The sequence below is a fragment of the uncultured Kluyvera sp. genome, from assembly GCF_902485085.1.
GTDB lineage: Bacteria > Pseudomonadota > Gammaproteobacteria > Enterobacterales > Enterobacteriaceae > Kluyvera > Kluyvera ascorbata.
In genome coordinates, this window is record NZ_CABTJS010000105.1 from 1 (window position 1) to 17,476 (window position 17,476).

At 54.4% G+C, this 17,476-nt stretch carries 16 protein-coding genes; 12 read left to right on the top strand and 4 right to left on the bottom strand.

Annotated features, from left to right (window positions below):
- The first annotated feature begins 36 nt into the window (after nucleotides 1-36).
- The 7 genes from aspS to RDN66_RS12285 all read left to right on the top strand — a co-directional run bounded on the left by aspS (nucleotide 37) and on the right by RDN66_RS12285 (nucleotide 5,927).
- Nucleotides 37-1,824 carry an aspartate--tRNA ligase gene (gene aspS / locus RDN66_RS12255; protein ID WP_202217739.1) on the top strand — a complete coding sequence of 596 codons (1,788 nt, stop codon included), beginning with the start codon at nucleotides 37-39 and terminating at the stop codon, nucleotides 1,822-1,824.
- 1 nt (nucleotide 1,825) lies between these two features.
- Nucleotides 1,826-2,269 carry a dihydroneopterin triphosphate diphosphatase gene (gene nudB / locus RDN66_RS12260; RefSeq protein ID WP_035891712.1) on the top strand — a complete coding sequence of 148 codons (444 nt, stop codon included), beginning with the start codon at nucleotides 1,826-1,828 and terminating at the stop codon, nucleotides 2,267-2,269.
- Between the two features lie 28 nt (nucleotides 2,270-2,297).
- Nucleotides 2,298-3,041, top strand: a complete 744-nt coding sequence (locus RDN66_RS12265) for a YebC/PmpR family DNA-binding transcriptional regulator (protein WP_035891711.1) — start codon at nucleotides 2,298-2,300, stop codon at nucleotides 3,039-3,041.
- Between the two features lie 34 nt (nucleotides 3,042-3,075).
- Nucleotides 3,076-3,597 (top strand): crossover junction endodeoxyribonuclease RuvC, encoded by a 522-nt coding sequence (gene ruvC / locus RDN66_RS12270; protein WP_035891708.1) that lies wholly within the window; start codon nucleotides 3,076-3,078, stop codon nucleotides 3,595-3,597.
- A gap of 81 nt (nucleotides 3,598-3,678) precedes the next feature.
- The gene (ruvA, locus tag RDN66_RS12275; RefSeq protein WP_035891707.1) at nucleotides 3,679-4,290 is read left to right on the top strand and encodes a Holliday junction branch migration protein RuvA; all 612 of its coding nucleotides are present in this window, start codon (nucleotides 3,679-3,681) and stop codon (nucleotides 4,288-4,290) included.
- A gap of 8 nt (nucleotides 4,291-4,298) precedes the next feature.
- Complete coding sequence (gene ruvB / locus RDN66_RS12280; RefSeq protein WP_202217741.1) at nucleotides 4,299-5,309, top strand: Holliday junction branch migration DNA helicase RuvB; 1,011 nt, start codon at nucleotides 4,299-4,301, stop codon at nucleotides 5,307-5,309.
- 165 nt (nucleotides 5,310-5,474) lie between these two features.
- Nucleotides 5,475-5,927, top strand: a complete 453-nt coding sequence (locus tag RDN66_RS12285; protein WP_202217742.1) for a hypothetical protein — start codon at nucleotides 5,475-5,477, stop codon at nucleotides 5,925-5,927.
- 83 nt (nucleotides 5,928-6,010) lie between these two features.
- Here the strand turns inward: RDN66_RS12285 and znuB are convergent, their stop codons facing one another.
- Both znuB and znuC read right to left on the bottom strand, forming a co-directional pair.
- Nucleotides 6,011-6,799, bottom strand: a complete 789-nt coding sequence (znuB, locus tag RDN66_RS12290) for a zinc ABC transporter permease subunit ZnuB (protein ID WP_202217743.1) — start codon at nucleotides 6,797-6,799, stop codon at nucleotides 6,011-6,013.
- Complete coding sequence (znuC, locus tag RDN66_RS12295) at nucleotides 6,796-7,551, bottom strand: zinc ABC transporter ATP-binding protein ZnuC (protein WP_035891701.1); 756 nt, start codon at nucleotides 7,549-7,551, stop codon at nucleotides 6,796-6,798. Before znuC ends, znuB begins: the two co-directional genes overlap by 4 nt.
- A gap of 77 nt (nucleotides 7,552-7,628) precedes the next feature.
- Here znuC and znuA point away from each other — a divergent pair, with 77 nt between their 5' ends.
- The 3 genes from znuA to lpxM all read left to right on the top strand — a co-directional run bounded on the left by znuA (nucleotide 7,629) and on the right by lpxM (nucleotide 11,031).
- A complete protein-coding gene (gene znuA / locus RDN66_RS12300) occupies nucleotides 7,629-8,588 on the top strand; it encodes a zinc ABC transporter substrate-binding protein ZnuA (protein WP_035891699.1) in 960 nt (319 codons plus the stop codon).
- Nucleotides 8,589-8,600: 12 nt separating this feature from the next.
- Complete coding sequence (gene mepM, locus RDN66_RS12305) at nucleotides 8,601-9,923, top strand: murein DD-endopeptidase MepM (RefSeq protein ID WP_035891697.1); 1,323 nt, start codon at nucleotides 8,601-8,603, stop codon at nucleotides 9,921-9,923.
- Between the two features lie 130 nt (nucleotides 9,924-10,053).
- Entirely contained in the window at nucleotides 10,054-11,031 is a 978-nt protein-coding gene (gene lpxM / locus RDN66_RS12310) for a lauroyl-Kdo(2)-lipid IV(A) myristoyltransferase (RefSeq protein ID WP_123652041.1), read from the top strand.
- Nucleotides 11,032-11,116: 85 nt separating this feature from the next.
- Here lpxM and pyk read toward each other — a convergent pair whose 3' ends face one another.
- Both pyk and RDN66_RS12320 read right to left on the bottom strand, forming a co-directional pair.
- A complete protein-coding gene (pyk, locus tag RDN66_RS12315; RefSeq protein ID WP_035891694.1) occupies nucleotides 11,117-12,559 on the bottom strand; it encodes a pyruvate kinase in 1,443 nt (480 codons plus the stop codon).
- 101 nt (nucleotides 12,560-12,660) lie between these two features.
- Nucleotides 12,661-13,530 (bottom strand): MurR/RpiR family transcriptional regulator, encoded by an 870-nt coding sequence (locus RDN66_RS12320; protein WP_035891692.1) that lies wholly within the window; start codon nucleotides 13,528-13,530, stop codon nucleotides 12,661-12,663.
- 397 nt (nucleotides 13,531-13,927) lie between these two features.
- On the opposite strand from RDN66_RS12320, the gene zwf reads away from it, so the two are divergent.
- A complete protein-coding gene (gene zwf / locus RDN66_RS12325; RefSeq protein WP_035891689.1) occupies nucleotides 13,928-15,403 on the top strand; it encodes a glucose-6-phosphate dehydrogenase in 1,476 nt (491 codons plus the stop codon).
- A 232-nt stretch (nucleotides 15,404-15,635) separates the two neighbouring features.
- The gene (gene edd / locus RDN66_RS12330; RefSeq protein WP_035891688.1) at nucleotides 15,636-17,447 is read left to right on the top strand and encodes a phosphogluconate dehydratase; all 1,812 of its coding nucleotides are present in this window, start codon (nucleotides 15,636-15,638) and stop codon (nucleotides 17,445-17,447) included.
- Nucleotides 17,448-17,476: the final 29 nt, after the last annotated feature.

Below are 17,476 nucleotides of genomic sequence, written 5' to 3' on the forward strand. Positions count from 1 at the left end.
CGACAATCCGCCGACGGCTAAGTTAAGGGATATCTCATGCGTACAGAATATTGCGGACAGCTTCGACAGTCCCACGTTGGGCAGCAGGTGACTCTGTGTGGTTGGGTCAACCGCCGTCGTGATCTCGGTAGCCTCATTTTTATCGACATGCGCGACCGTGAAGGCATCGTACAGGTGTTCTTCGATCCGGACCGTGCGGATGCCTTGAAGTTAGCCTCTGAACTGCGTAATGAGTTCTGCATTCAGGTTACCGGCACCGTTCGTGCGCGTGACGAAAAGAACATCAACGCGGATATGGCGACCGGTGCGATTGAAGTTCTGGCTTCTGACCTGGTTATCATCAACCGTTCAGAATCACTGCCGCTGGACTCCAACCACGTTAACACCGAAGAAGCGCGTCTGAAGTACCGCTACCTCGACCTGCGTCGTCCAGAGATGGCTCAGCGCCTGAAAACTCGCGCTAAAATCACCAGCTTCGTACGTCGCTTTATGGACGATCACGGTTTCCTCGATATCGAAACCCCGATGCTGACCAAAGCGACCCCGGAAGGCGCGCGCGACTACCTGGTACCGTCTCGCGTACATAAAGGTAAATTCTACGCGCTGCCACAGTCTCCTCAGCTGTTCAAACAGCTGCTGATGATGTCCGGCTTCGACCGCTACTATCAGATTGTTAAATGCTTCCGTGACGAAGACCTGCGCGCTGACCGTCAGCCTGAATTCACCCAGATCGACGTCGAAACCTCCTTCATGACCGCACCACAGGTGCGTGAAGTGATGGAAGCGCTGGTGCGTCAGCTGTGGCTGGAAATCAAAGGTGTGGATCTGGGCGACTTCCCGATTATGACCTTCGCCGAAGCTGAACGCCGTTACGGTTCCGATAAACCGGATCTGCGTAACCCAATGGAGCTGGTTGACGTTGCTGACTTGCTGAAGTCCGTTGAGTTCGCGGTCTTCTCCGGCCCGGCAAACGATCCAAAAGGTCGCGTGGCGGCTCTGCGCGTACCGGGTGGTGCTGCGCTGACTCGTAAGCTGATTGATGAATACGGCAACTTCGTGAAGATTTACGGCGCGAAAGGCCTGGCTTACATCAAAGTGACCGAACGTGCAAAAGGCGTGGAAGGTATCACCAGCCCGGTGGCTAAGTTCCTGACCCCAGAAATCATTGAAGCCATCCTTGAGCGCACCGGTGCGCAGGACGGCGACATGATCTTCTTCGGCGCTGACAACAAGAAAGTGGTTGCCGACGCGATGGGCGCACTGCGCCTGAAGCTGGGTAAAGACCTGAGCCTGACCGACGAAAACATGTGGGCACCGCTGTGGGTTATCGACTTCCCAATGTTTGAAGACGATGGTGAAGGCGGTCTGACCGCAATGCACCACCCGTTCACGTCGCCGAAAGACATGACCGCTGAAGAACTGAAAGCGGCACCGGAAGACGCGGTAGCAAACGCCTACGATATGGTTATCAACGGCTATGAAGTGGGCGGCGGTTCCGTGCGTATTCACCGTGGTGACATGCAGCAGACCGTGTTCGGCATTCTCGGCATCAACGAACAAGAGCAGCGCGAGAAGTTTGGCTTCCTGCTGGACGCGCTGAAATACGGTACGCCTCCGCACGCGGGTCTGGCATTCGGTCTTGACCGTCTGACCATGCTGCTGACCGGCACCGATAACATCCGTGACGTTATCGCCTTCCCGAAAACCACCGCGGCAGCCTGTCTGATGACCGAAGCGCCAAGCTTCGCAAATCCGGCATCTCTGGGCGAACTGGGTATTCAGGTTGTGGCGAAAGAGCCAAAAACGTCGGCGGAGAACGAGTAACATGCCATTCAAGCGGCCCGTCTCTATTCTGGTGGTGATTTACGCCCAGGACAGTAAGCGGGTGCTGATGCTGCAGCGACGCGATGACCCTGATTTCTGGCAGTCGGTTACCGGCAGCCTGGAAGAGGGGGAAACCGCGTCGCAGGCCGCCATGCGTGAAGTAAAGGAAGAGGTCACTATAGACGTTGTTTCTGAGCAACTGACCTTGATGGACTGTCAACGCACGGTGGAGTTTGAAATTTTTCAACATTTACGTCATCGCTATGCGCCGGGCGTTGAGCGCAATACAGAATCCTGGTTCTGTCTTGCGCTGCCCCATGAGCGGGAGGTTGTGTTCACCGAGCACCTGACCTACCAGTGGCTCGATGCGCCCGCCGCGGCGGCGCTCACCAAGTCGTGGAGCAACCGGCAGGCGATTGAAGAATTTGTCATTAACGCTGCCTGAAAGGGCATAGTTTTTTGGAGATATTTTTATGGCAGGTCATAGTAAATGGGCCAACACCAGACATCGTAAAGCGGCGCAGGATGCTAAGCGCGGCAAAATCTTCACCAAGATCATTCGTGAGCTGGTGACAGCGGCCAAACTGGGCGGCGGCGATCCGGATGCGAACCCACGTCTGCGTGCTGCGGTAGATAAAGCCCTGGCCAACAACATGACGCGTGACACCCTGAACCGTGCTATCGCGCGCGGTGTGGGCGGTGATGAAGATTCCAACATGGAAACCATCATCTATGAAGGTTACGGTCCTGGCGGCACCGCGGTGATGATCGAATGTCTGTCCGACAACCGTAACCGTACCGTTGCTGAAGTGCGTCATGCGTTCAGCAAAACCGGTGGCAACCTCGGTACCGACGGTTCCGTTGCTTACCTTTTCAGCAAAAAAGGGATTATTTCCTTTGAGCAGGGCGACGAAGACACCATCATGGAAGCGGCGCTGGAAGCTGGTGCTGAAGACGTTGTGACCTTCGACGACGGCGCGATTGACGTGTACACCGCGTGGGAAGAAATGGGTAAAGTACGTGACGCGCTGGAAGCGGCTGGCCTGAAGGCTGACGCGGCAGAAGTGTCTATGATCCCGTCCACCAAAGCGGACATGGATGCTGAAACGGCACCAAAACTGATGCGTCTCATCGACATGCTGGAAGACTGTGACGACGTTCAGGAAGTCTACCACAACGGCGAAATCTCTGACGAGGTTGCAGCAACCTTAGAATGAGGTGGTTGTTCCGCAACCTGACAGGAGGTGCGTGATGTCTATTATTCTCGGCATTGACCCGGGGTCGCGCATCACCGGTTATGGTGTCATTCGCCAGGTTGGCAGACAGCTAACCTACCTTGGCAGCGGATGCATCCGCACCAAGGTTGACGATCTTCCGTCACGCCTGAAGCTGATTTATGCAGGCGTGACGGAAATTATCACCCAGTTCCAGCCGGACTATTTCGCTATTGAGCAGGTTTTTATGGCGAAAAACGCCGACTCGGCGCTTAAGCTGGGACAGGCGCGCGGGGTAGCGATTGTCGCCGCAACCAATCAGGAACTCCCGGTTTTTGAGTACGCCGCCCGCCAGGTGAAACAGACCGTCGTGGGTATTGGTAGTGCGGAAAAAAGCCAGGTTCAGCATATGGTCCGTACGCTGTTAAAGCTTCCCGCCAACCCTCAGGCCGATGCCGCCGATGCGCTGGCTATCGCCATTACCCACTGCCACGTCAGCCAGAACGCCATGCAAATGAGCGATACCCGGCTGAACTTAGCGCGTGGACGATTACGATAATCACAAATCAGGCTGGATAAATATCCAGCCTTTTTTTATGATAGTACATTACTCTTTTAGCCCTTAACGCAGGAGCGTCACGTGATAGGCAGACTCAGAGGCATCATTCTCGAAAAACAACCCCCGCTGGTTCTTCTGGAGACGGGCGGCGTAGGCTATGAAGTGCATATGCCAATGACCTGCTTTTATGAGCTGCCGGAAGCCGGGCAGGAAGCGATTGTTTTCACCCACTTTGTCGTCCGTGAAGACGCGCAGCTGCTATACGGCTTTAATAACAAGCAGGAACGTACGCTGTTTAAAGAGCTGATTAAGACCAACGGCGTTGGTCCGAAGCTGGCGTTGGCCATTCTCTCCGGCATGTCGGCGCAGCAGTTCGTCAACGCGGTAGAGCGCGAAGAGCTTGGGGCGCTGGTTAAGCTGCCGGGCATCGGCAAGAAAACGGCGGAACGCCTTATTGTCGAAATGAAAGATCGCTTTAAAGGTCTGCATGGCGATCTCTTTACGCCAGCCGCCGATCTGGTGCTGACGTCTCCTGCGGGCCCGAGCGCCGACGACGCCGAGCAGGAAGCGGTTGCTGCGCTGGTGGCGCTGGGCTATAAACCTCAGGAAGCCAGCCGAATGGTGAGCAAAGTTGCCCGTTCGGATGCCAGCAGCGAAACATTGATCCGCGAAGCGCTTCGCGCGGCGCTATGAGGTAGAGGATGATTGAAGCAGACCGCCTGATTTCGTCAGGCAGTAGCATGGCAGAAGAGGTGGCGGATCGCGCCATCCGTCCTAAGTTACTGGCCGAATATATCGGTCAGCCGCATGTTCGTTCGCAGATGGAGATCTTTATCCAGGCGGCGAAGCTGCGCGGCGACGCGCTTGACCACCTGCTTATTTTTGGCCCGCCGGGGCTTGGGAAGACCACGCTCGCCAATATCGTTGCCAACGAAATGGGCGTAAACCTGCGCACCACGTCAGGCCCGGTGCTGGAAAAAGCGGGCGATCTGGCGGCGATGCTGACCAACCTCGAACCTCATGATGTGCTGTTTATCGATGAGATCCATCGTCTTTCGCCGGTGGTGGAAGAGGTGCTCTATCCAGCAATGGAAGATTACCAGCTCGATATCATGATTGGGGAAGGCCCGGCTGCGCGGTCGATTAAAATCGACCTGCCGCCGTTTACCCTGATTGGCGCCACCACGCGCGCAGGTTCTCTGACGTCACCGCTGCGTGACCGCTTCGGCATCGTGCAGCGCCTGGAGTTTTATCAGGTACCAGATTTACAGCATATCGTGGGGCGCAGCGCGCGCTTTATGGGGCTGGAGATGAGCGATGATGGTGCGCTGGAAGTGGCTCGTCGTGCGCGCGGAACGCCGCGTATCGCCAACCGTCTGCTGCGCCGAGTTCGAGACTTTGCGGAAGTGAAACATGACGGTACCATTTCGGCAGATATCGCCGCCCAGGCGCTGGATATGCTCAATGTCGATGCGGAAGGCTTTGACTATATGGACCGTAAGCTGTTGCTTGCGGTCATTGATAAATTCTTCGGTGGGCCGGTTGGGTTGGATAACCTCGCGGCGGCAATCGGGGAAGAGCGCGAAACGATTGAAGACGTGCTGGAGCCGTATCTGATTCAGCAGGGATTCTTGCAGCGCACTCCGCGCGGCCGTATGGCGACGACGCGGGCGTGGAATCACTTCGGTATTACGCCGCCGGAAATGCCGTAATGACGAGCAGACGGAATGATATATTCCGTCTGTGACCCTGACCCATTATTTTCCTCATCAGATTTATCATCCATGTCATTTTAGATATTTCGCTCATTTGTGATGAATTTATAGCGAAACCCCCATGCTATAAATCAATTTCATCAATACATGAGGAGTAACAAAATGAAATCAATGACCGTCCTATCAATTGCTGCCCTGACTATCGTCGCGATGTCTGGCGTAGCGAATGCGGCTATTTCCGGAACCCAGACATGGAAAATGGTAAATGACCAACTTCAAAATACCAGTAACGGACAAACATTGTGTATGACCGGTGTTGCTTTCCAGCAGGCAACGATGGGAGTATGTGGTTCTAATCCAGGTATGCAAAATATTCGTCAGGTCACTTTCGAGATGAATGGCGCACTGCGACTGGATGCGCATCCAAATTATGCTTACACACCATTAGACGGTAAAATTTATATCCGCGAATATGATACCGTTGTGAGTAATTGGGACTATATCAACGGACAGCTGAAAAAAGTTGATTCCGATGGTGTTCTCAAGTGTCTTGATATTGACGGCGGCAAAAACGTTCAGGGCGCCAAATTGTATTTAGCAGCTTGTACCCAGTAATAAAATAAGCACCGGTACTATCATCGGTGCTTATTTATTTAGCCGATTTCAAATCACCTCCTATGGAGGTGTTTATCGTTTATTTAGGCATTCGGTTGTTTTTTCATCATACTGAAAATAAACAACAGGGCAGCACACAGCACCACCGACGGACCCGCAGGCGTGTCATAGAACGCTGAGAATGTTAAACCACCGGTGACCGCTATCATGCCCACGCCAACGGCGACGCCCGCCATCTGCTCCGGCGTGCGAGCGAAACGACGCGCCGTGGCCGCCGGGATAATCAGTAACGACGTAATAATCAGCGCGCCGACAAACTTCATCGCCACGCCAATGGTGAGTGCCGTGACCAGCATCAGCAGCAGCTTCACCCGCTGCAGCTTCACGCCGTCGACAAAGGCCAGATCCGGGCTGATGGTCATCGACAGTAAATTGCGCCACTGCCAGAACAGAATCGCCAGCACCACCATCACGCCCAGCGCAATGGAGATAAGATCCTGCGGCGTAACCGCCAGCAGGTCGCCGAACAGATAGGCCATCAGATCGACGCGGATATTCGACATCAGGCTGACCACCACCAGGCCCAACGACAGCGCGCTGTGCGCCATAATACCCAGCAGGGTGTCCACAGCGAGGTGAGGGCGTTTCTCCAGCCACACCAGACCGCCCGCCAGCAGCAGCGTCACAAAGATAACCGCATAGAATGGATTAACGTTCAGCAGCAGGCCAAACGCCACGCCCAGCAGAGAAGCGTGCGCCAGCGTATCGCCAAAATAGGACATCCGTCGCCAGACAACAAACGAGCCAAGCGGGCCGGCAGCACACGCCAGCATCATTCCGGCAAGCCAGCCGGGAAGTAAAATTTCAATCATGACTGCCCATTTCCCCGACGTAGAACGATACGGCCCTGTAAATCATGGCGATGATTATGCTGATGGCGGTAAATACCCAGCTGTTCTGCACCGCGAGGGCCAAACATTGAGATAAATTCCGGATGCATAGAAACCACGTCCGGTGTACCGGAGCAGCAGATATGGTGGTTAAGGCAAAGCACGTCGTCGGTTTTCGCCATCACCAGATGCAGATCGTGCGAGACCATCAGTACCGCGCAGTCGAGTTCCTGGCGAAGCTGGTTGATGAGATCGTAAAGCGCAACCTGACCGTTAACGTCCACGCCCTGAGTCGGTTCATCCAGTACCAGCAGCTGCGGTTTATTCAGCAGCGCACGCGCGAGCAGAACGCGCTGGGTTTCCCCGCCGGAAAGCTTCTGCATGGGGGCGTCTTGCAGATGTCCCGCCTGAACGCGCTTCAGCGCGGGCAGAATATCTTCTTTTCGCGTCGCCGGATGTAAACGTAAAAATCGCTTGACGGTCAGCGGCAATGTGGCGTCGAGGTGTAACTTTTGCGGCACATAACCAATGCGCAGGTGTTTATCGCGGATGACAACACCTTCGCTAGGTGCTACGAGGCCGAGCACCACGCGTACCAGCGTTGATTTGCCCGCGCCATTCGGACCAAGCAGCGTCAGAATGCGGCCTGGCTTGAGATTCAGCGAGACGTCAGCGAGCACCCGGCGTTGGCCGAAGGTGACGGAGACATTTTCCAGAGATACAAGATTCGTCATAGCAATTAGGGGTTGCACAAGATAGTGAATGTTATAATATCACACTTCACTTATTCATTTCGATTAATAGACGCATTATGTTACAGAAAAATACGCTTCTTTTCGCAGCTTTATCCGCTGCACTTTGGGGAACGACAGCACAGCATGCTGATGCTGCCGTTGTAGCATCGCTCAAGCCGTTAGGCTTTATTGCTTCAGCCATTGCAGATGGCGTCACTGAGACGCAAGTATTACTGCCAGACGGTGCGTCTGAACATGATTATTCACTACGTCCGTCTGATGCAAAACGCTTACAGAACGCGGACTTAGTCGTATGGATTGGTCCTGAAATGGAAGCATTTATGGACAAGTCATCGCAAAGCATTCCCGACAATAAAAAAGTCACCATCGCTCAGCTTGACGGTGTGAAACCGTTGCTCATGAAAGGGGCAGATGACGATGACCATGATGCCGGTGACGGAGATGACCATGACCACGCTCACGGCGAAAAAGGTGACGCGCATCACCATCATGGTGAGTACAACATGCATCTGTGGCTCTCCCCAGAGATAGCGCGGCTGTCGGCGGTTGCAATCCATGACAAATTAGTGGAACTTATGCCCCAGAGTCGAGCCCGGCTCGATGCCAACCTGAAGGATTTTGAGGCCAATCTGGCCGCAACCGATAAGCAGGTGGCGAACGAGCTGGCACCGGTAAAAGGAAAAGGGTACTTCGTTTTTCATGATGCCTATGGCTATTACGAAAAACACTACGGTTTGACGCCGCTTGGGCACTTCACCGTTAACCCCGAAATTCAACCTGGTGCGCAGCGTTTACATCAAATAAGAACACAGTTGGTTGAGCAAAAAGCAACCTGCGTTTTTGCTGAGCCACAATTCAGGCCCGCCGTCGTTGAATCAGTTGCGCGGGGAACCAGCGTTCGCATGGGAACGCTCGATCCTCTAGGCACGAACATTAAGCTGAGTAAAGAGAGCTATCCGGCGTTTCTTACTCAACTGGCGACCCAGTATGCGAGCTGCCTGAAAGGAGATAAGTAAGGAAGTGAATACGTGCAGCAGATAGCCCGCTCTGTCGCTCTGGCATTTAACAATTTGCCGCGGCCCCACCGCGTTATGCTGGGGTCACTCACCGTTCTCACGTTGGCCGTCGCTGTCTGGCGGCCTTACGTTTACCATCCAACCTCTTCATCCCCCGTCGTCCGTACGATTGAGCTGGAGAAAAAAGAAATTCGCTCGCTTCTGCCTGAGGCCAGCGAACCGATTGATCAGTCCGCGCAGGAAGACGAAGCCATCCCTCAGGATGAGCTGGACGATAAAGCCGATAACGAAACGGGCGTGCATGAGTATGTGGTATCCACGGGCGATACCCTGAGCAGCATTCTGAATCAGTACGGCATCGATATGGGGAATATCAGCCAGCTCGCCTCGGTTGATAAAGATCTGAAAAATATGAAAGTGGGGCAGCAGCTCTCCTGGACGCTGAATGACGATGGTGATTTACAGCGTTTAACCTGGGAGATGTCGCGCCGCGAAACCCGTACCTACGATCGCGTTGCTAATGGTTTTAAAATGAGCAGCGAGTTGCAGAAGGGCGACTGGGTTAACAGCCTGGTGAAAGGTACCGTTGGTGGAAGTTTCGTCACCAGCGCCGTCAACGCCGGCTTAACCAGCGCGGAAGTCAGCGCGGTGATTAAATCAATGCAGTGGCAGATGGACTTCCGTAAGCTGAAAAAAGGCGACGAGTTCTCGGTGCTGATGTCACGCGAAATGCTGAACGGCAAGCGTGAACAGAGCCAACTGCTGGGCGTACGTTTGCGTTCCGACGGTAAAGATTATTACGCGATCCGCGCCGAAGACGGTAAGTTCTACGACCGTAACGGTACCGGGCTGGCGAAGGGCTTCCTGCGCTTCCCAACCGCGCGCCAGTTCCGCGTATCGTCTAACTTTAACCCGCGTCGTCTGAACCCGGTAACCGGTCGCGTAGCGCCGCACCGCGGCGTGGACTTCGCGATGCCGCAAGGCACGCCGGTGCTGGCCGTCGGTGACGGTGAAGTGGTGGTAGCGAAGCGCAGTGGCGCAGCAGGTTACTATGTAGCCGTGCGTCATGGTCGTACCTACACCACGCGCTATATGCACCTGCGTAAGCTGCTGGTGAAACCAGGTCAGAAGGTTAAACGTGGTGACCGTATTGCGCTCTCCGGTAACACTGGTCGCTCTACTGGCCCGCACCTGCACTATGAAGTATGGATCAACCAGCAGGCGGTGAACCCGCTGACGGCGAAGTTGCCACGCACCGAAGGGCTGACCGGTTCGGATCGTACCGATTACCTGGCCCAGGTGAAAGAAGTGCTGCCGCAGCTGCGTTTCGACTAATTTCGCCTAAGAAGTATCCGTTCAGAGCCGGTGCCTTTACAGCACCGGCTTTTTCTTTTGTGCGAAGCACCCGGCCTCGCTACACTATCTGATTATCCACATTGACCGATGATTCAACCCCGGAATAGGCATGGAAACGAAAAAAAATAACAGTGAATACATTCCCGAGTTTGAGAAATCTTTCCGCCATCCTCAATACTGGGGTGCCTGGTTAGGCGTACTGGCATTTGCGGGGATTGCTTACGTACCGGCAAAAATCCGTGACCCTATTTTGGGTAAGCTCGGTCGCCTGGCGGGTAAATTTGGCCGCAGCGCTCGCCGTCGCGCGCAGATCAATCTACTGTACTGCTTCCCGGATAAAAGCGAAGCTGAGCGCGAAGCCATTATTGATGAGATGTTTGCCACCGCGCCGCAGGCAATGGTTATGATGGCAGAGCTGGCGCTGAAAGGGCCGGAAAAAATTCTGCCGCGCCTCGACTGGCAGGGGCAGGAGATTATCGATGAGCTCCGCGCCAATGGCGAAAACGTCATTTTCCTCGTACCGCACGGCTGGGGCGTTGATATTCCAGCAATGGTGATGGCGTCGCAGGGCCAGAAGATGGCGGCGATGTTCCATAATCAGGGCAACAAAGTCTTCGACTACGTCTGGAACACCGTTCGTCGTCGTTTTGGCGGTCGTCTGCACGCCCGTAACGACGGCATCAAGCCGTTTATTCAGTCCGTCCGTCAGGGCTACTGGGGCTACTATCTGCCGGACCAGGATCACGGCCCAGAGCACAGCGAGTTCGTGGATTTCTTTGCTACCTATAAAGCCACGCTGCCGGCGATTGGCCGTCTGATGAAGGTGTGCCGCGCGCGCGTGGTGCCGCTGTTCCCGGTTTATGATGGCAAAACGCATCGTCTGACCATTCTGGTCCGACCGCCTATGGATGACCTGCTGGAAGCGGATGACAACACCATTGCGCGTCGAATGAACGAAGAGGTGGAGATTTTCGTTGGGCCGCATACTGAGCAGTACACGTGGATCCTAAAGCTGCTGAAAACGCGCAAGCCGGGTGAAACCGAGCCGTATCAGCGTAAAGAACTCTATCCAAAGAAAAAGAAATAGCCCCGTAGCCCGGCGACACGACGCTTAGCCGGCTACGCAGATAAAAAAACCGGACATTGTCCGGTTTTTTTATAGCGAGAATAACTTACTCAACGGTCAGAATACGCGTGGTGTTGGTTGAACCCACGGTGCTCATCACGTCGCCCTGGGTAACGATAACCAGGTCTCCAGACATCAGATAGCCTTTATCACGCAGCAGATTTACCGCGTCGTGTGCCGCCGCAACGCCGTCACATTCGCTGTCGAAGAAGACTGGCGTCACGCCGCGATACAGCGCTGTCAGGTTCAACGTACGCTCATGGCGGGACATCGCGAAGATAGGCAGCCCGGAGGTGATACGGGAGGTCATCAGCGCGGTACGGCCAGACTCGGTCATGGTGATGATGGCGGTCACGCCTTTCAGGTGGTTAGCCGCATACATTGCCGACATGGCAATGGCTTCTTCCACGTTGTCGAACTGCACGTCCAGACGGTGTTTAGAAACGTTGATGCTTGGGATCTTTTCTGCACCCAGGCAAACGCGCGCCATGGCGGCAACGGTTTCAGAAGGGTACTGACCCGCAGCGGTTTCCGCTGAGAGCATCACCGCATCGGTACCGTCCAGCACGGCGTTCGCCACGTCCATGACTTCTGCGCGGGTTGGCATTGGGTTGGTGATCATCGACTCCATCATCTGGGTCGCGGTGATCACGGAGCGGTTAAGCTGACGAGCGCGACGAATCAGCGCTTTCTGGATACCGACCAGCTCAGGGTCGCCGATTTCAACGCCGAGGTCACCACGAGCAACCATCACGACGTCGGAGGCCAGAATGATGTCATCCATCGCGTCCTGGCTGCACACGGCTTCCGCACGTTCCACTTTGGCGACGATTTTGGCATCGCAGCCGGCTTCGCGCGCCAGACGGCGAGCGTAGTTCAGGTCTTCACCGCAGCGCGGGAAGGAGACGGCCAGGTAATCAACGCCAATTTTAGCCGCGGTATGAATATCCGCTTTGTCTTTATCGGTCAGCGCTTCAGCCGAGAGGCCACCGCCTAACTTGTTGATGCCTTTATTGTTGGACAGCGGGCCACCGACGGTCACTTCGGTGAATACCTTCATGCCCTGGATTTCCAACACTTTCAACTGTACGCGGCCATCGTCCAGCAGTAGGATGTCGCCCGGCACGACGTCAGCAGGCAGACCTTTATAGTCGATGCCCACTTTCTCTTTGTCGCCTTCGCCTTTACCGAGGTTGGCATCGAGCAGGAATTTGTCGCCGATATTGAGGAAAACTTTACCTTCTTTGAAGGTAGAAACGCGAATCTTTGGTCCTTGCAGATCGCCAAGAATAGCTACATGGCGGCCCAGTTTTGCTGCGATTTCGCGTACTTTGTCAGCGCGTAGCTGATGATCTTCTGGCGTACCGTGAGAGAAGTTCATGCGTACGACGTTAGCACCGGCGGAAATTACCTTCTCGAGGTTGTTATCGCGGTCGGTTGCTGGGCCTAACGTGGTGACGATCTTGGTTCTGCGAAGCCTTCTGGACATGTAATACTCCGTTGACTAATACAACTCAGGTGTTGCGTGAACAGGGATCCGGTATCAATCATTACCGAATGTTTAAATCGAATACACCGTTATTATCGGTTTTAGTGATTATCGCTGTGTGCTGAAAGCTCTTTATCAAACCGCGATTCCTTTAATGCTTCTTTGACTCGCTTCAAGTTATCCCTGAATTTCGCCCCTCGACGTAAGGTAAAACCAGTTGCCAGGACATCGATCACGGTTAGCTGCGCAAGTCGGGAAACCATCGGCATATAGATGTCGGTATCTTCGGGAACGTCCAGCGTGATAGCGAGGGTCGCTTCTCTGGCCAGCGGCGTGCCGGCGGAGGTGATGGCGATAACCATAGCATCATTTTCCCTCGCCACTTGGGCGACCTCGACCAGGCTTTTGGTTCTGCCGGTATGGGAAATCAGCACCACAACGTCATCGTCGCTGCAATTCATACAGCTCATACGTTGCAATACGATGTCATCAGAATAGATGACCGGGACGTTAAAGCGAAAAAACTTGTTCATCGCGTCATGCGCCACGGCGGCGGAAGAACCCAGGCCAAAGAAAGCAATTTTCTTGGCCTGCGTTAGCAGGTCTACCGCACGATTAACCGCCGACATATCGAGCGACTGACGAACGTGTGCCAGGCTCGCCATGGCCGACTCGAAAATTTTCGCCGTATAAGCCTCAACGCTGTCATCTTCATCAACATTACGATTAACATACGGTGTACCGTTGGCCAGGCTTTGGGCAAGATGGAGTTTGAAGTCGGGGAAACCCCGGGTCTCCATACTGCGGCAGAAGCGGTTAACGGTGGGTTCGCTGACCTCAGCTTCAAGCGCGAGTGCGGCAATGCTTGAATGGATTGCCTGTTCTGGCGCGGCCAGAATAACTTCCGCCACTTTTCGCTCGGATTTGCTAAGGTTTTCCAGTTGGGTCTGGATTCTTTCCAGCATGTTCATCGTGACAAGTTGCTCATAGATTGAAACGATTCCATTAATGGGTGAAATCTGCAGGCGTTTTAGCAAGAATATACCCCTGAAGCTGAGTGAAAAGCGAAGAGGAACAGCAAAAAATGTTGTTTTTTTTCATAACATGATCACCGTCGTATTTTAACAGACGAGGCTCAGGCGAAAGAACGAACAAAACTGGCGGATTGCCTAATGCCGCAGCCGCAATGGTTCCGAATTGTGCGATCGGAGCCGGCGAAAGGCGTTAAAGGGTTTCGGCAATTTCGTAAACACAGTACAGTGCACCGTAAGAAAATTACAACGATATCCGTCGCTTTTCGGCAAAAGCTGAACGGTGACGGGTAGATAGCCTGGCATAGAACCGGGAATATAAACTGAGGAGAATGACATGGCGGTAACGCAAACGGCCCAGGCATGCGATCTGGTCATTTTCGGCGCGAAGGGCGACTTGGCCCGCCGGAAATTGCTGCCTTCCCTGTATCAGCTGGAAAAAGCTGGCCAGATTAATCCGGACACCCGGATTATCGGCGTCGGCCGTGCCGACTGGGATAAAGCGGCATACACCAAGGTTGTCCGCGAAGCGCTCGAAACCTTCATGAAAGAGAAGATTGATGAAGGTTTGTGGAACACCCTCAGCGCACGCCTTGACTTCTGCAACCTCGATGTCAACGATGCGCCAGCATTTTCGCGTCTTGGCGAGATGCTCGATCAAAAAAATCGCACCACCATCAACTACTTCGCTATGCCGCCAAGCACCTTTGGCGCCATCTGCCGCGGCTTGGGTGAAGCGAAGCTGAACGCTAAACCGGCGCGCGTCGTCATGGAAAAACCGCTGGGCACTTCGCTGGAAACTTCCCGCGAGATTAATGACCAGGTGGGCGAATATTTTGAAGAGTGCCAGGTTTATCGTATTGACCACTATCTGGGTAAAGAAACGGTTCTGAACCTGCTGGCGCTGCGCTTTGCCAACTCTCTGTTTGTGAACAACTGGGATAACCGCACTATCGATCACGTGGAAATTACCGTTGCTGAGGAAGTCGGGATTGAAGGCCGCTGGGGTTACTTCGACCAGGCCGGTCAGATGCGCGATATGATTCAAAACCACCTGCTGCAAATTCTGTGCATGATTGCGATGGCTCCGCCGTCCGATCTGAGCGCCGACAGCATTCGTGATGAGAAAGTGAAAGTGCTGAAGTCGCTGCGTCGCATCGACCGCAGCAACGTTCGTGATAAAACCGTGCGCGGTCAGTATACCGCAGGGTTCGCGCAGGGGCAGAAAGTCCCAGGCTACCTTGAAGAAGAGGGCGCTAACAAATCCAGCAGCACCGAAACCTTCGTTTCTATTCGCGTGGATATTGATAACTGGCGTTGGGCAGGCGTGCCGTTCTACCTGCGTACCGGCAAACGTCTGCCGACCAAATGCTCTGAGGTTGTCGTTTACTTCAAAAACCCAGAACTGAACCTGTTCAAAGAAACCTGGCCTGAACTGCCGCAGAACAAGCTGACTATTCGTCTGCAGCCGGATGAAGGCGTGGATATTCAGATCCTTAACAAGGTTCCTGGTCTGGAGCACAAGCATAACCTGCAGGTGACCAAGCTGGATCTGAGCTACTCAGAGACCTTTAATCAGACTCACCTGGCGGATGCCTATGAACGTCTGCTGTTGGAAACCATGCGTGGTATCCAGGCGCTGTTCGTTCGCCGCGACGAAGTGGAAGAGGCCTGGAAGTGGGTCGACTCCATCACTGAAGCATGGGCAAGCGATAAAGACGCTCCTAAACCATACCAGGCTGGCACCTGGGGACCGGTTGCTTCGGTCGCGATGATCACCCGTGACGGCCGTTCCTGGAACGAGTTCGAATAAGGGACCGCGATAATCCGGAAGGGTTATTTTACCGGTAACATGATCTAACACAGCATGTAGTGCTATTTTTGCTCATTTAAGCCCCGAGTGGATTCACCACCGGGGCTTTTTTTATTACACTACGGGTAGACCTTTGCCTCTGAGCTGCGCTATACGGTGATTTTCGATAAATCAGACCAATGATTTACCCGTGTAAGATAGCGGCCTGGACAGAAAAATTTGAGGAGCCTTTATGAACTCTGTAATGTTACGGGTAACAAATCGTATTATTGAACGCTCGCGCGACACGCGTGAAGCCTACCTGGCGCGTATCAATCAGGCCAAAACTGAAACGGTTCACCGTTCTGAACTGGCCTGCGGTAATCTGGCGCACGGTTTTGCCGCCTGCCAGCCCGACGATAAAGCATCGCTGAAGAGCATGCTGCGTAACAATATCGCGATCATTACCTCCTATAACGACATGCTTTCTGCCCATCAGCCGTATGAACACTACCCGGATGTGATCCGTAAAGCGCTGCATAGCGTGAATGCGGTCGGTCAGGTCGCGGGCGGCGTGCCGGCTATGTGCGACGGCGTAACCCAAGGGCAGGACGGCATGGAGCTTTCTCTGCTGAGCCGCGAAGTGATTGCGATGTCTGCTGCGGTAGGCCTGTCTCATAATATGTTTGACGGCGCGCTGTACCTTGGTGTGTGTGACAAAATCGTCCCAGGGCTTGCCATGGCGGCGCTCTCCTTTGGTCATCTGCCTTCCGTCTTTATTCCATCGGGCCCGATGGCGAGTGGTCTGCCGAACAAAGAAAAAGTACGCATTCGTCAGCTTTATGCTGAAGGCAAAGTGGATCGTAATGCGCTGCTGGAGTCCGAAGCCGCGTCCTATCACGCGCCGGGCACCTGCACTTTCTACGGTACCGCCAACACCAACCAGATGGTGATCGAATTTATGGGCATGCAGCTACCGGGCTCCTCTTTTGTTCATCCGGATGCCCCGCTGCGTGCAGAACTGACCGCTGCCGCTGCGCGTCAGGTGACGCGTATGACCGGTAACGGTAACGAGTGGATGCCGCTCGGTAAGATGATCGACGAAAAAGTGGTGGTTAACGGTATCGTGGCGCTGCTGGCAACCGGCGGTTCGACCAACCACACCATGCACCTGGTGGCGATGGCGCGCGCGGCGGGCATCATCATCAACTGGGATGATTTCTCCGACCTGTCTGAAGTCGTGCCGCTGATGGCGCGTCTCTACCCGAACGGCCCGGCGGATATCAACCACTTCCAGGCGGCGGGCGGTGTACCTGTGCTGGTCCGTGAACTGCTGAAGGGCGGTCTTCTGCATGAAGACGTAAACACGGTAGCCGGTTTCGGTCTCTCTCACTACACCATGGAGCCGTGGCTGAACGAAGGCAAGCTCGACTGGCGCGAAGGCGCTACGGCTTCGCTGGATGACAACATCATCGCCACCTTCGACAAGCCGTTCTCTAAACATGGTGGTACCAAAGTCCTGAGCGGCAACCTGGGCCGCGCGGTCATGAAAACCTCAGCCGTCCCGGTTGAAAACCAGATTATTGAAGCGCCAGCGGTGGTGTTTGAAAGTCAGCACGATGTGCTGCCAGCCTTCGAAGCTGGCTTATTGGATAAAGATTGCGTGGTTGTTGTGCGCCATCAAGGGCCAAAAGCGAACGGCATGCCAGAATTACATAAACTTATGCCGCCACTTGGTGTATTATTGGACCGCTGTTTCAAAATTGCGTTAGTCACTGATGGACGACTGTCCGGTGCATCCGGTAAAGTGCCGTCAGCGATCCACGTAACCCCTGAAGCATATGACGGTGGCCTGCTGGCGAAAGTGCGAGATGGCGACATGATCCGCGTCAATGGCCAGACCGGCGAGCTGACGCTGCTGGTTGATGAAGCCGAACTGGCCGCACGCCAACCGCATATTCCTGATCTGAGCGCTTCGCGCGTGGGGACAGGCCGTGAACTGTTTGGCGCATTACGGGAAAAACTGTCCGGCGCAGAGCAGGGCGCAACCTGTATTACCTTTTAAGATGACACGTTTTGTAGATCTGGCGAGAG

Bases quoted from the DNA above. Each gene is read 5' to 3' on its own strand.
- ruvC (WP_035891708.1), top strand. From the start codon at position 3,076: ATGTCTATTATTCTCGGCATTGACCCGGGGTCGCGCATCACCGGTTAT.
- zwf (WP_035891689.1), top strand. From the start codon at position 13,928: ATGGCGGTAACGCAAACGGCCCAGGCATGCGATCTGGTCATTTTCGGC.
- znuA (WP_035891699.1), top strand. From the start codon at position 7,629: ATGTTACAGAAAAATACGCTTCTTTTCGCAGCTTTATCCGCTGCACTT.
- pyk (WP_035891694.1), bottom strand. From the start codon at position 12,559: ATGTCCAGAAGGCTTCGCAGAACCAAGATCGTCACCACGTTAGGCCCA.
- RDN66_RS12285 (WP_202217742.1), top strand. From the start codon at position 5,475: ATGAAATCAATGACCGTCCTATCAATTGCTGCCCTGACTATCGTCGCG.
- lpxM (WP_123652041.1), top strand. From the start codon at position 10,054: ATGGAAACGAAAAAAAATAACAGTGAATACATTCCCGAGTTTGAGAAA.
- nudB (WP_035891712.1), top strand. From the start codon at position 1,826: ATGCCATTCAAGCGGCCCGTCTCTATTCTGGTGGTGATTTACGCCCAG.
- znuB (WP_202217743.1), bottom strand. From the start codon at position 6,799: ATGATTGAAATTTTACTTCCCGGCTGGCTTGCCGGAATGATGCTGGCG.
- RDN66_RS12320 (WP_035891692.1), bottom strand. From the start codon at position 13,530: ATGAACATGCTGGAAAGAATCCAGACCCAACTGGAAAACCTTAGCAAA.
- znuC (WP_035891701.1), bottom strand. From the start codon at position 7,551: ATGACGAATCTTGTATCTCTGGAAAATGTCTCCGTCACCTTCGGCCAA.
- RDN66_RS12265 (WP_035891711.1), top strand. From the start codon at position 2,298: ATGGCAGGTCATAGTAAATGGGCCAACACCAGACATCGTAAAGCGGCG.
- aspS (WP_202217739.1), top strand. From the start codon at position 37: ATGCGTACAGAATATTGCGGACAGCTTCGACAGTCCCACGTTGGGCAG.
- edd (WP_035891688.1), top strand. From the start codon at position 15,636: ATGAACTCTGTAATGTTACGGGTAACAAATCGTATTATTGAACGCTCG.
- ruvB (WP_202217741.1), top strand. From the start codon at position 4,299: ATGATTGAAGCAGACCGCCTGATTTCGTCAGGCAGTAGCATGGCAGAA.